Below are 12,945 nucleotides of genomic sequence, written 5' to 3' on the forward strand. Positions count from 1 at the left end.
TGTGTCGTTCATTGGCAGCTGGCATTCATGGAGGAGATCCATTGGTTTAGCAGGGCGGCGCCCTGGGTATCGACGAGGTTGGTGGCGATGGGCGGCATCTGGTTGGTGCCACGCTGGTTCATGCGCACATAGATGAGCGACGCGGCGGGGTTGCCCGGAGCGATGAGCTTGGCACCGGCGATGCCGAGTGGGTTGGCCGGATCGACATTGCAGGTGTTGGTCGAGGCGATGGTGGTCTGGTAGCGCAGGTCCATGCTGACCGGCGTGCCGCCACCAGGGCGATGACACTGCGAACAATTGGTGTGCAGGTAAGCGCGCGCACGCTCAGCGACCGTGCCGCTGCTGCCGTAAGGGTCGGGATACGCCGGCTGCGCGGCCGGATCGGTGATGGCCGGTGACAGGACGCCGATGCTGTTGAGCGTATAGAGCTGGTTCGCGGTGTTGCCGGTGAAGGGCGGCGAGGGCGAGCTGGGATAGGCGTAGTTGCTGTTCTGCTGCGCGGTCTCGAGCCCGAGGCTGCGTCCGGCGGCACCGGTGTGGCACTGCAGGCACTCCGCTTCGCTCGGGATGTGCCAGCTCTGGCCACTGGCACTGATGTCCTTGCCATTGGTGACGCGGGTCGCTTCGGTCTGTGCGGCATTCCACTCGTAGACGTAACCCGCCCAGACGCCATCGGGATGCTTCATGAACAGGCGGGTCTCGATCAGCTGATTGCCGAGCGAGAAGTCCTTGACCAGCACCGTGCCATTGGGGAAGTCCCAATCGCCATTGCTGCCCGAGGTGCTGATGGTCTGGCCGTTGGGCAGACCGATCCAGCGGCGCTTGACGGCGCCATCGGACCAGAACGGCGCGCCGGGGGCGTAGGGGATCAGGCCCGATGCGGGTTGGGTCGGGTTGCTCGCATTGACACAGCCCGTTTGGCTGAGCTGATCGGGGATGGTGTTGCCGCCGCCGCCGCCCGAGCCCTGCAGGTGATACAGCGAGCCGAAGTAATCGACCAGCAGCAGCTCACCGGCTTGGTCCTCTGCAAAGCCAACCAACGTGACGCCCACATTGACCGGGTTGCTGAGCGTCGTCGTGGGGCTTGCTGCATTGTCGATGCGGTAGAGGCCATCGAAGAAGTCGGCGAACACATACTGCCCGACCAGACCCGGAATGGCGCTGCCGCGATACACATACCCGCCCGTTACGCTCGAGCCGCCCGCATTGCGGTACTGGGCGATGGGATCGAGAAGATTCTGGGCAGAGCCGCAATTGCTGTTGAAGCTGCTCGCGCCCTCGCGACAACGCCACCCGTAGTTGCCACCGACGTTCACGCGGTCGACTTCCTCCCAGGTATCCTGGCCGACATCGCCGACCCAGAGCTGACCGGTCGAGCGATCGAAGGAGCCTTTCCAGGGATTGCGAAAGCCCCAGGCGAAGATCTCGGGACAGTTGCTCGAGCCCGAGCCATTGACGTTGCAGGCCGCGTTGCCGGCAAATGGATTGCCGGCCGGAATGCGGTAGGGCACCGAGCCGTTCGTGCCCGAGATGTCGATGCGCAGGATCTTGCCGAGCAGTGTCTGCGTGTTCTGCCCATTGCCGATGCTGCCGTGTTGATCGCCCGCGCCGCCACCGTCACCAATGCCAAAGTACAGATTGCCATCGGTTGGACTGAACACGATGAAGCCGCCGTTGTGGTTGATTTCGGGCTGATCAATGGTCAACAGTACGGTCTCGCTCGATGCACTGAGCGTGGCACCACCGTCGGTGGTTCGGAACTCGGAGATGCGCGATTGGAACGGGCCGTTTGCGGTCGTCGTGTAGTGAACGAATGCACGCGGATCGGTCGGAAAGTTCGGATGAAAGACCAGGCCGAGCAGACCGCCTTCTCCCTGAGTCGAGACGCGAGATTTGATATCGAGCACAAGCGCTGTGCTGGAAACACTGCTGTTATTGGCGAAACTGCGTACTTCGCCGTTCAGCTGGGTGACGAACCAGCGACTGTTGTCGCCGGGCGCCTGCAGGGCACCGCTGAGGTTGGGGAACGTCAGGTTGGGGAATGCTCGCGGCGCACTCAGGTTGAGTGGTCCACCACCGGTGCCGGGCCGTTGCGGCGCGACGCAGCTCGTGTTGCTCGGCCGCTGACTCATGCCGCTGACTTGGGCGGCCGGCGTAGTCGCCGATGCCGTGTTCGAATCCGCCGATTCGTTGCCGGCGTTGTCATAGGCACGCACGGTGTAGCTGTACTGGGTCGATGCGCTGCGACCCGTGTCGCTGTAGGTGGTCGTACCGGCGCCGACTTGCGCGATCTGCACGCCGCCGCGACGCACGCGATAGCCCGCCAACCCCGAGCCGCCCGCATTGTCGGTCGATGCAGACCAACTGAGGTTGATCTGGCTCGACGACACCGCCGTCGCGGTCAGTCCCTGCGGTACCGTGGGAGCAGTGGTATCCGGTGGCGCCGGCGTGGTGACATTGGCCGTGTTCGAAGGGGCCGACTCGTTGTTGGCGCCGTCCACCGCCGTCACCGTATAGGCGTAGCTCGTTGAGGCCTGCGCCGTGTTGTCTGTATAGGCGGTGGTACCTGCGGGCACGTTGCCCAACTGGCTGCCGCCGCGATAAATGCGATATTGCGCAAGGCCGGAGCCACCCGTATCCGTCGAGGCATTCCATGTGAGTGATACGGACGTCGAGCTGGTCGCGTTGCCGCTCAACCCCGTCGGCGCACCTGGCGCCGTGGTATCGCCTGGTGTGGTGGCACTTGCGGCTGAAGAGGGTGAGGACGCATTGCCGTCGTTGTCGAAGGCGATGACGGTATAGCTGTAGGTCGTGTTGGGCGTGAGCCCACCATCGGAATAATTGGTCGTGCTCGCGCCGACGCTTGCAACCTGTGTGCCGTTGCGCAAGACGCGATAGCCGCCAAGGCCCGATCCGCCAGTGTCGGTCGAGGCCGACCAGCTGATATCGATGCGCTGCGAGGAATTGGCCGTTGCACTCACGTTCTGCGGGATCGACGGCGGCGTGGTATCGCTCGCGGCCGGCGTCGTCACCTGCGCGGGCGTGGATTGCGCCGACACATTGCCAGCGTTGTCCTCGGCCGCGACGGTATAGCTGTAGGTGACATTGCCGCTTACGCTGCTGTCGGCATAGGACGTGCCGGTGACGCTCGTGATCTGCACGCCGTCGCGGAAGACGCGATAACCGGCAAGCCCTGAGCCACCGGCATTGTCGGTTGAGGCATTCCAGCTGAGATCAACCAGCCCGGCGTTCGGCGCGCTCGCCGTCAATCCCGTCGGCACGGACGGCGCCGTGTTGTCGGCAGCGGCTGGCGTCGTGACATTGACCGCGCTCGAAGGGGCCGACTCGTTGTTGGCGCCGTCCACCGCCGTCACCGTATACGCGTAGGTCGTTGAGGCCTGCGCCGTGTTGTCTGTATAGGCGGTGGTACCTGCGGGTACGTTGGCCAACTGGCTGCCGCCGCGATAAATGCGATATTGCGCAAGGCCGGACCCACCCGTATCCGTCGAGGCATTCCAGGTGAGTGATACGGACGTCGAGCTCGTCGCGTTGCCGGCGAGGCCCGTTGGAACACTGGGCGCTGTTGTATCGGCACTGGTCGTGCCAGTAACGGCCGCAGACTGCGGTGACGCGTTCCCCGCATTGTCGAAGGCCGCAATGCGATAGCTGTAGCTGCTGTTGATGGCAAGGCCGGTGTCGTCATAGCTCGTTTGCCCGGAACCGACTTCATTGATCTGGATGCCATCGCGGTAGATGCGATAGCCCGCAAGACCCGACCCGCCGGTGTCGATCACGCTGCTCCAGCTGAGTCGTATCGCAGACGTGCTGAGCGTCTGGGTGCTGAGTCCGCCGGGCGTCGGCGGCGCCGTGGTATCGCCTGGTGTGGTGGCGCTTGCGGCTGAAGAGGGTGAGGACGCGTTGCCGTCGTTGTCGAAGGCGATGACGCTATAGCTGTAGGTCGTGTTGGGCGTGAGTCCACCATCGGAATAATTGGTCGTGCTCGCGCCGACGCTCGCAACCTGTGTGCCGTTGCGCAAGACGCGATAGCCGCCAAGGCCCGATCCGCCAGTGTCGGTCGAGGCCGACCAGCTGATATCGATGCGCTGCGAGGAATTGGCCGTTGCACTCACGTTCTGCGGGATCGACGGCGGCGTGGTATCGCTCGCGGCCGGCGTCGTCACCTGCGCGGGCGTGGATTGCGCCGACACATTGCCAGCGTTGTCCTCGGCCGCGACGGTATAGCTGTAGGTGACATTGCCGCTTACGCTGCTGTCGGCATAGGACGTGCCGGTGACGCTCGTGATCTGCACGCCGTCGCGGAAGACGCGATAACCGGCCATGCCCGATCCACCCGCATTGTCCGTCGAAGCCGACCAACTCAGATTGACCAATCCCGCGCTTGGCGCATTTGCACCGAGTCCCGACGGCACTGAGGGCGGCGTTGTATCGCTCGTGTTCGGTGGATCGGTGCGCACGGCCGCAGTCGTCGTACTCGGCGCCGATTCGTTGGCAGGTGTGGCCGCGTCGAATGCTGTAACGGTGTAGGTGTAGTCCGTATTCGGCGCGAGACCATCATCGTCGTAGCTCAGCACCGATGCGGCGACACTCGCCATCGCCTGCGCCGAACCATTGCGGTAGATGCGATATCCGTTGACGCCCGATTCGCTGTCCTGCGATTGCGACCAGGTCAGACGAATTGTCGTCGCAGCGATCTTGGTGGCGGCAACGCTCGCCGGCACGGTTGGCGGCGTCGTGTCGACTACGGGCGCAGCAAGGGATTCAACAGCAGGACCGCCCGTACAGGCAGCAAGCACGCACAGTGCACTCACGGCGCACACTCGCGTGATCAAAACGGAAATTTTCATTGTTCTTCAGACAGACTGGGCCGGCGAATGCAAGACCCAAATCGTGACACGCCGCACAGATCCAGTGCCAGCGGAAAATCGCGATTGAACAGATTCCTGTCGGTATATGCCGACAGTCACGTTGGCAGATTTTACATCTACTGGCAGGTGCTGTTCATGCCCGCGATCCAGTCGCGCAGCAATTGCGCGCCGCGCGTGTCGACGAGGTTGCTCGCGAGCGGCGGCATCTGATTGGCGCCGCGTCGATTCATCCGCAGGTAGACGATCGAACCATCCGGATCGGACGGTTTGATCAAGCGCGCATTGGCGACACCCAGCGTATTTGCAGGGTCCGCGTTGCAGGTATTGGTCTGATCCATGGCCGTGCTGTAGCGCAGATCCATGGTGGATGGCGCGCCGCCATTTGGCCGATGGCATTGCGAACAATTCGTATGTAGCCAGGCCCGGGCGCGCTCGGCCAATGTCCCCGTGCTTCCATAGGGATCGGGCAGCGCTGGCAAGGAGGCCGGGTCCTGCGTAAGCGCGGGCGCAAACAAGTCGACGGCCGCCAAGGTATGCAGTTGATTGTCTGTCCGACCTGTGAACGGCGGCGAAGGCTGCGAGGGGTAGGAAAAATTCGAGTTGAGTTGTGCGGTCTCGAGCCCGAGGCTCCGTCCGGCGGCCTGTGTGTGGCAAGAAAGGCATTCCGCTTCCGACGGAATATGCCAGACCTGGCCCGCGACCGTGACGTCCTTGCCACCGGTCACGCGCGTCGCCTCCGACTGGGCCGCATTCCATTCGTAGGTATAGCCCGCCCAGCTGCCATCGTTGTGGCGCATGAAGAATCGCGTCTCGACCAACTGGTTGCCGATGCTGAAATCCTTCATCAGCACCGTGCCATTGGGAAAATCCCAATCGCCACTCGCCGCGGAGACATCGATCCTGCTGTTGTTTGGCAGCGCAATCCAGCGGCGCTTGATCGCATCATCCGACCAGAATGGCGCAGCCGGCGCATAGGGGATGAGTCCAGTCGCAGGGGAGCTCGGGTTGCTGGAATCGACGCAACCAGTTTGCGAGAGTTGTGAGGGCAAGCTGGGGCCACTGCCAATACCGGTTGCAGTGAGTTTGACAACCGAACCGAAGTAGTCCGCGATGTAGATTTCCCCGGCCTGGTCTTCAGCAAACGCAACGATCCCGCCGACGCCGATATCCTTGCCGTCGCCCAGGCTGGGATCACCGCCGAATACCTTTGTTACAGTTGGCGTGGCGGTGGCGTCGACAAAGAAAGCGCCCTTCAGGAAATCAGCAAAGACAAACTTGCCACGCAGCAACGGTATCGCCTGGCCGCGGTAGACGTAGCCACCGATCATTGCCGAGCCGCCCGGGTTCGCGAATTGCACGACCGGAGGCAGGAGATTCTGTGCCGTGCCGCAGTCGCTGTTGAATACTCCCGTGCCCTCGAAGCAACGCCAGCCATAGTTGCCGCCAAGAGTGACTCGGTCAGCTTCCTCCCAACGCTCCTGTCCAACATCGCCAATCCACAGCTGTCCGGTCGATCGGTCGAAACTGCCCCGAAAAGGATTGCGGAATCCCCAGGCAAAAATCTCCGGGCAATTGCTGGTGCTCGTGCCATTGACGTTGCACGCCGGATTTCCGGCAAATGGATTGCTGGCCGGTATGCGGTACGGCACTGTGCCCGAGCTGCCGCTGACATCGATGCGCAGGACTTTTCCCATGACGGTCTGGGTTTTCTGGCCATTGCCTATGGGCGGATGGTCATCGCCGTAACCGCCGCCGTCACCGATGCCGACATACAAGAAACCGTCAGGTCCGAATGCGAGGAAGCCACCGTCGTGGTACACGTTGGTCTTCTCGACCTCGAGGAGCACCGTTTCGGAATTTGGGTCGAAGGTCTGGCCGCCATCGTTCGTTCTGAACGACGACACGTGGATAACAAAACGGTTGGGTATCGCAACCGTGTAGGTGATGAATATCCTGGGGTCAGTCGGGTAATTCGGGTGAAAAGTAAAACCCACTGCGCCGGTATCGCTGCCTGGGCCGAGGTCGGAAACGCGGCTGCGAATGTCCATCATCAAGTCTGTCGCGTCCACTGCCGGGTCGTTGGCGAATCGGCGGATAACGCCGCGCAACTCGAGGACGTACCAGAAGTCATTGTCTCCCGGTGCCTGTTTCAGATCGCTGAGAGTCTGGAACGAGAGATTTGGAAACGCGGGCGCGGACTCGAGCGCAAAACTGCCGGTCGCATCGACAGGGCGATCGCCCGCAATACAAGTAGTATTGGAAGGGCGCGCGGAGAGACCAGCGGTGGACGTCGGCGGCGGTGGCGGTGAAATGGTTCCAGCCGAGCCACCGCCGCCGCCGCAGCCAGCAATGACACACGCAATGCAGGCTAGTAGGGCATGGCGCGGCACATTCGACGCGCCGAAAACGCTTGCTGTCATAATGGTGACATCCGTGCGAAACATTCCATCCCGCTGGGCTGCCCTTGTACTGGCAATTGCGTTGATTGTCTACGGGTCGCTGTATCCATTCACCTTCGACTGGCAGTCGCTGTGGCATCCGGACCGAAGCTCGTTTCCGTTCAGCTGGTACCTGAAGCGGCCCTTGCCGGCGGACCTTATTGTCAACATTCTTTTCTATGTGCCTTTCGGCGCGGCTCTTGCGTCGTTTCTGCCGAGACGATGGTCGGTCGGCATCGCCGTCGTCGCGGCAGCTTTCATCGCAGGTATTGCTTCGGCCGCGCTCGAGACACTGCAACATGCGGTCATTGCGCGGGACCCAAGCCTGACCGACGTGGTTCTCAACATCCTGAGCGCCGTCCTTGGGCTCACGATGGCGCGAGTCTATGGCGACATCAATGTCCGCCGACTGAAGTGGGTTCGGCACGGACAGTTGCCGATGCTTCCGGCCGCCCTGGTGTTCCTGTGGCTGGCCATTCATTGCGTACCATTCGTACCCGATCTTGGTCTGTACAAGCTGGCTGTGCATTGGCAGGAATTTCTGGGCTCGGATCTGTCCGGCGCGCAGGTGGCGTATTTTTTTGCCATGACACTCATTGTTGTCACGGCGATCCGTGCCAGTGTGAGCCGCGACTATTTCTGGCGCGCGCTCGCCATCGTGGTTGCAGCCGGATTGGGTGCGCGCCTGCTTGTTCGCGGCCAGGTGCTCGAGTGGAACGAGTGTATTGCCTGGATCCTGGCTCTGCCTGTCGCGGTCACGACGCGTACGATTCCGTGGCGTCAGACGCGACTGCCGATTTTCGTCCTGTCGCTCCTGGCGGTGGCCTTGTATGGACTGCTGCCCTTTGATCTGGAGACCTTCGCGCGGCCGTTCTATTGGAGTCCGATGTCGGGCTTCCTTGAAAGCGATCAGGCGAGCGGTTACCGCAGCTTCATGGAAAAACTGCTCGTCTACGGCGGCTTGCTCTGGGTCAGCTCGGCAACGGCCGGTAGCCTGGTTCTCGGTTGCGCGGCGCTCGTCCTGACTTCGTTGACCGTTGAGTTCTGCCAGCGTTACATGCCAGGGCGTGTAGCGGAAATCACCGACCCGCTGATGGTCCTGTTGCTGGCGTTGTTCATGTTGTCGTCCGCGTTTCGGGGCCGTGCGGGCGGCGCCGAACGCGCCCGGTCGCAGAATCACCCGTCGCAGATATAGCGGGCGATTTCGCGGGCGATCTGTGCATTGCTCCGAAGCGGTTTCCAGCCGAGCGCGAGCGAAGCATCGGTGTTGAGAACATGTCGATGACGCAGCATCTGCAATTGCTCGCGTGCCAGCAGTCGATATCGGCTTGTGACAGCGATCGCAGACACGAGCGGCAGTGGAATGTGCAATCTCGTGACCCGTGATGCGCCGAGTTCAGATGCTATTTCATCGATCCACTGCAAGATGCTGAGTGGCGTCGGGGCGGCCGCATTGAATATGCCCTGGTGATTGCCGAGTGCAATCAACGCCAACAGATTGGCCGCATCTTCGACGTGCACCATGTGCGTCGCATGGCGGCATGGTCCAGGCACGATCGCGATGCCTGCGCGCCGTATGCTATTGACGAATCCGCGAAACAGACCCTCCCGGCCGCGGCCGCCAATTATGCAAGGCACCATGCACGACCAGCGGGGCAACTGCTGGACCCGTCGCAGCCCGGCCAGTTTGCTGTCGCTATAGACTCCCTGACCGGCAAGTGCAGCCGTAGGGAGCAAATCCTCGCCGTTCATGGCCTGGTACATCATGCTGGTGCCGACATAAACGAAGTGAGTCCGCGCATCGGCATATCTATCGCAGAGGTTTTTCGTTGCGAGAACGTTGTTGCGGTGAAACCAGGCGCTGCGGGTTATCAAGGGTATGTCGCGCCGGATGTACTGCACGGCCGCACAATGCACGACGCAATCGACGGCTGGCAATGAGTTGCAGAACGCTATGTCGGCCAGATCCCCACGATGGTCCACGCTGCCTTCGATATCCGTGGTTATCGTCGTGCCACCGCGAGCAGCGATGGCTGCGACAGTGGCGCCGCCAAGGAATCCGTTTGCGCCGGTAACGAGGCAGCGCATGGTCAGCTCTTGTAGAGCAGCGTAACGCCAACCAGGATGACGAAGATTCCGGCGATGCGCGTGGCGCCCAACGATTCGCCGAGCAACCACCAGGCGAAAATGGCATTCACGACATACCCGATGGAGAGCATGGGGTAGGCGACACTGACATCAGTCCGCGAAAGTGCAGCGATCCAGATAGCCACACTGAAGACGTAGCACATGAGGCCGGCCACGATGAATGGCTGGAACGCGACATGCATGAAGCTTCGGATCGACGAGAGGGCGCTGAAACTGATCGTGCCCAGGCTGTTCGTGCCTGCTTTGAGCAGCAATTGTGCCGCCGCATTGAGCAGCACGCCCGTGATGATGAGCAGGAAGTTCGTGGGTGTCATGCGGATCCATTCGGTTCGGTGCCAGGGGTCGCGACGATTCTACAGACGGAAAAGTGTCGAAACTGCGAGAGCGGCGCGGCACCGCCGCAAACCTCGCCGGCAGGGCCGTTCGGCGCGACGAAGATGTGAATATCGTGCGCTCTTGCGTAATCGGCGAGTGCGGGCGCGTCGCGCAGCGGTTCGACGCCGTCCAGTCGCTCACGCCACACATGGTAATACCTGGGTGCCCACATGACCGCGGAGCCCTGTTTCCATTCCACCCACGTTGGCGTGCGAGTGAGCAATTGGAAGCTCTGGTCGGTATTGACGCCCACGTTGGTTGCAAGCGGCACCAGAACGGTTTCGCCGATGTGATTGGCGCGTATCCATTCGGCGGCAGCCAGCCAGTCGGCATCGCGCGCGGCCTGCTCGGGCGTCGGCATCACCTGGTTGCGCCATTGAATGGCCCAGCCGGCAGATGCAAGTACAACGACGACGATCGCCTTGGCCCAGAACGGCGCAGATGGCCAACGCGCTGGTGACGATTGCGCGACCAACAGCAACAGTACCGCCACGGCGAAAAGCATCCCCTCGACTTTACCCGCATGAACGAAGAGGCCGAACATGACAGCAAGCGCGAGCGCTGCAATCCAGACGAGTCGGGCCGGTCTTACCAGCAAGATGGCGATGACTGCGGTCGCAGCCGGTGCCATGTAGCCCGTCGCGACGCCGAGCAGAATCAATAGTGAAAGTGAGCGGTCGAATGCCGAATCGTCGGTACCAGCCAATCGGATAGCACAGGCAGTGGCCAGTGCCAGGCCGATGAACTGTATCGCGCCGTCGACGCGCAACAGATGCAGATTGAAGAGATTTCGCGAGTTGAGCAGATACGGCGCGATACAGCCGATCGCAAAAAGTGCCATGAACGTGAGCAAGACAGTCAACCACGCCCTCGCGCCAAGGCGCCGTGCGGCAAACGAGTAGACGATCCAGCCGCAGAGCATCTGTGCGAGGTCAACCGCCTTGGCATTTTCAATCAGGAAGTGCGCGGCGTAGTGGCCACGTATGTATTCACGGTAGTCAAAGGGTGCCGCGTCGGCCTGGTCATGGGTGGCCTTCAGGATCCAGATGACCACTGGCAGAGCGATCACGGTGAACACGGACGCCGCCTTGCCAAGTACTGTCAAGTTGAAGGTCGTCCGTTGTGAAAATACCAGCACTGCACATGCGCAAACTGTCCAGATACCGACAAATGCGTTGATATCAAATGCGATCGCTGCCATGAACGCCGCCAGAGTCCAACGACTTCGGGTTGCGAAAACCAGCGCCAGCACGACGAAGGGCCAGGCCATTGACGAGTGCGTCAGGTCGTTTACGAACAGGCCGTGAAAACCGACAGGTGTACTGCCATTGAGGAGCGGACTTGCTGCCAGCACGAGCAGCACGACGGCCGATTGCGAATGTCGCAGACCCAATTGCAGCAGCATGTAACCCAGCGCCGCAAAGCCGGCGGCGCGACCAAGATAGTGGAGTGCGAGGAAAACGCTGTCGATGTTTTCGTCGGTCGCGAATTGCCTGACAAGCCACCAGAACGCGGATACAAAATTGGGGAGAGTCTGGTAGAACGGATCCGAATGAAATTGCGGGAGTTCGTCAAGGCGCAGGGAGTAGGCAATATAAAACGCCTGGTTGCCGCCGCCGAAGTGATAGCCCTGCAAGGCTATCGACAGGGCAGCGAGCAACGCGCAATACGCTGTCGCAATCCAAGTTTGCCTTTGCGTCAACGCCATTTGCTTCTTTCAGTATTCTATCCACTCGACCAAGCGGCGTAGCGATACGAACTGTGCAAGCACAGTTATGCCTATCATTGCGGCGAGCGTAACGAGACTGCCGCGATTGCGGAGCGCGAAAATAATCGGATCGTCGTGCATCTCGCCGCGATTCGCTTTGATCCACAGCCGCCCGCACCAGTAGATGAGTGCCACCGCAACGAGCCAGAGCAGTTCAGGCGTCGCGTATCGCGCCTGGGTGTCGGGTTGGCTTATGAAAAGTCCGAAGACGACTACGGCAGCAATCGCACTGCTTACGCCCAAGGGCCAAAGCACGGCGAGATCCTTGACCTGGTAGTCGCGTCCCGCCGCGGACGCGCGTGCCTCGGACTGGAGGTAAATGAGTTCGGAGCATCGTTTCAGCAGGGCGAGGCTGAGGAAGATGAACAGCGCGAACGCGATCAACCACGTGCTGAGCGGAATATCGGCGGCAACGCCTCCGGCCAACATGCGCAGCGCATAGAAAAGTGACAGCGTTACGGCATCAATCAAAACGATGGACTTCAGCACGCTGCTGTAGGTCAAGGTGGCAGCGACATACAGGACGACAATCCAGGCAAAAGTGTGCGACACCATACTTGCGAGCGCGAAGCCCGCGAAAGCGAGAACGACGACCAGCCAAAGCGCTGCAACGACGGATAATTGGCCGCTGGCCAATGGACGCCTGACCTTGCGCGCATGTGCGCGGTCGCTGTCGATATCCCACAGATCGTTGACGACGTAGGTGGCAGAGGCGACGCACGAAAATGCCAGGAACGCGAGGATCATCTTCGGTGCGCGAGTGAGATCGAACAACGAAAACCCAGTGAACAAAGGTACGAAGAGCAGGAGGTTCTTGAGCCACTGATGAACGCGCATGACGCGCAATACAGATTTGAGACGCGATGGCCCGCGGCGCCCTGCGGGCCCGGCAGATGCTGTCGCAGGAGGCTGGGTGAGGTTGCTCTGACTTTCGCCGGCAAAGCTGCATTGCAGTTCGTTGGCCTGGGCCCAGGCGTGGTTCCAGGCATCGTCGAATGGGCTGAGCACGGTAACCACCGCGCCATGGGAAATCTGCTCGCGCACCCAGGCAACGGCGGCGGGATTGGTCGGCAATCGCGCCGGGTCGGGTTGCACATCCTGCGCTACGCCTCCTGGGCGCAGTCGTCGCATCACCCGCGCCTTGAGTCGCCGCCAACCCATCTCGCTTGCCAAGTCGACCGGCGTCAAATCTGGGTGAAGGCGAAGGAGTAGTTCGCTGGCGTCGGTTTGGGAGGGCGGCATTGCCGGTCAGCAACAGGACTGGGATCGACTGCGCGGACATTAGCACGCGGTTCAAGACGCGCACCATGGAACCACGCCACTATTGAGC

General features: G+C 61.4%; 7 protein-coding genes. 1 reads left to right on the forward strand and 6 read right to left on the reverse strand.

What is annotated here, in order from left to right; translation table 11 throughout:
- Positions 1–8: 8 nt before the first annotated feature.
- Positions 9–4,865, reverse strand: a complete 4,857-nt coding sequence (locus tag R3E77_06055; protein MEZ5498976.1) for a fibronectin type III domain-containing protein — start codon at positions 4,863–4,865, stop codon at positions 9–11.
- A 137-nt stretch (positions 4,866–5,002) separates the two neighbouring features.
- A complete protein-coding gene (locus tag R3E77_06060; GenBank protein MEZ5498977.1) occupies positions 5,003–7,306 on the reverse strand; it encodes a PQQ-dependent sugar dehydrogenase in 2,304 nt (767 codons plus the stop codon).
- A gap of 13 nt (positions 7,307–7,319) precedes the next feature.
- Here R3E77_06060 and R3E77_06065 point away from each other — a divergent pair, with 13 nt between their 5' ends.
- On the forward strand, positions 7,320–8,519 hold the full coding sequence (locus tag R3E77_06065) for a VanZ family protein (GenBank protein MEZ5498978.1): 1,200 nt from the start codon (positions 7,320–7,322) through the stop codon (positions 8,517–8,519).
- On the opposite strand, the gene R3E77_06070 is transcribed toward R3E77_06065, so the two are convergent.
- Genes R3E77_06070 through R3E77_06085 form a run of 4 tightly spaced genes read right to left on the reverse strand, consistent with a single transcriptional unit; the run spans position 8,501 to position 12,746 of the window.
- Positions 8,501–9,412: an NAD(P)-dependent oxidoreductase gene (locus R3E77_06070; GenBank protein MEZ5498979.1), complete on the reverse strand. Its 912-nt coding sequence runs from the start codon at positions 9,410–9,412 to the stop codon at positions 8,501–8,503. The genes R3E77_06065 and R3E77_06070 overlap by 19 nt on opposite strands.
- 2 nt (positions 9,413–9,414) lie before the next feature.
- Positions 9,415–9,786 (reverse strand): EamA family transporter, encoded by a 372-nt coding sequence (locus tag R3E77_06075; protein ID MEZ5498980.1) that lies wholly within the window; start codon positions 9,784–9,786, stop codon positions 9,415–9,417.
- Entirely contained in the window at positions 9,783–11,555 is a 1,773-nt protein-coding gene (locus R3E77_06080; protein MEZ5498981.1) for a hypothetical protein, read from the reverse strand. Before R3E77_06080 ends, R3E77_06075 begins: the two co-directional genes overlap by 4 nt.
- Before the next feature lie 9 nt (positions 11,556–11,564).
- Positions 11,565–12,746, reverse strand: coding sequence for a UbiA family prenyltransferase (locus R3E77_06085; GenBank protein ID MEZ5498982.1), 1,182 nt, complete (start codon positions 12,744–12,746; stop codon positions 11,565–11,567).
- Positions 12,747–12,945: the final 199 nt, after the last annotated feature.

Source organism: Steroidobacteraceae bacterium (genome assembly GCA_041395505.1).
GTDB lineage: Bacteria > Pseudomonadota > Gammaproteobacteria > Steroidobacterales > Steroidobacteraceae > JAWLAG01.